This window comes from Caulobacter sp. AP07 (assembly GCF_000281955.1).
In the GTDB taxonomy this organism is placed as follows: Bacteria; Pseudomonadota; Alphaproteobacteria; order Caulobacterales; family Caulobacteraceae; genus Caulobacter.
In genome coordinates, this window is the sequence record NZ_AKKF01000115.1 from 1 (window position 1) to 776 (window position 776).

Below are 776 nucleotides of genomic sequence, written 5' to 3' on the forward strand. Positions count from 1 at the left end.
CGGCGGCCCCCGCCTCGTCACCGTCTCGAATGGCTTCGAAGGCGCGGCGCATCGCCTTGGATCGAGCCGCCACCGACCCGCGTCCCCGGCGGGCCTCGAACAACAGTTGAGCCTCGACCAGGCCCGACAGGGAGCGCATCACGGGTCGGTCCGAAGCCGCGCAGATCGTCAGCCTGAAGGTGCGTTGAATGACTCGGGCAGCCAGGTCCGACGGGTTGGCGGCAAGATCCGTCAAGCATTGCCGCAAGGCCTCCAGGTCGTCCAACGAGCGCCGCTTGGCCGCCCGGCGCGCCGCCTCGCACTCGAGTCCGAGACACATCGCCCTCAGGTCTTCGCCGAACACTGGGTTCTCGCCGGCGCTCAAGCGCCACCTCAAGACATCGCGATCAAAGTGGCTCCAGTGCTCGACTCCCTGGACCGTGGCCCCGATGCGCGTCTTGACGCTCAGGAACCCCTTCGCGGTCAGGCCTCGAATGGCCTCGCGCAGGAACGAACGCGAGACCTGGAAACGGCGCAGCAACACCGCTTCGCTCGGAAAGCCGGTCACGTCATAGACGCCATCCATGATCTCAAGAGCCAAGGCGCGCAGCACCTGGTCGTGCGTCGAGCGCGGACGCTCCAGACCCAGGCCCGGCCAGGATGACGGCCCGCCATCGCCGGCGACCTCGTCTCGCCAAGGCGCGATCAAGAGCGTCTCCTCTGCCGGCAAGGCCCCGTCGGCGCCGCTGCGATCTCCTTCAACACCACCGGGTTCACCGGCGGGAGCCGTCGGCGAG

The 776-nt window shown here is 68.4% G+C and carries 1 protein-coding gene; it reads right to left on the reverse strand.

The features are described 5' to 3' along the window. On the reverse strand, window positions 1-776 hold a 776-nt coding region (locus PMI01_RS26015; RefSeq protein WP_157223699.1), incomplete at both ends, for a FadR/GntR family transcriptional regulator.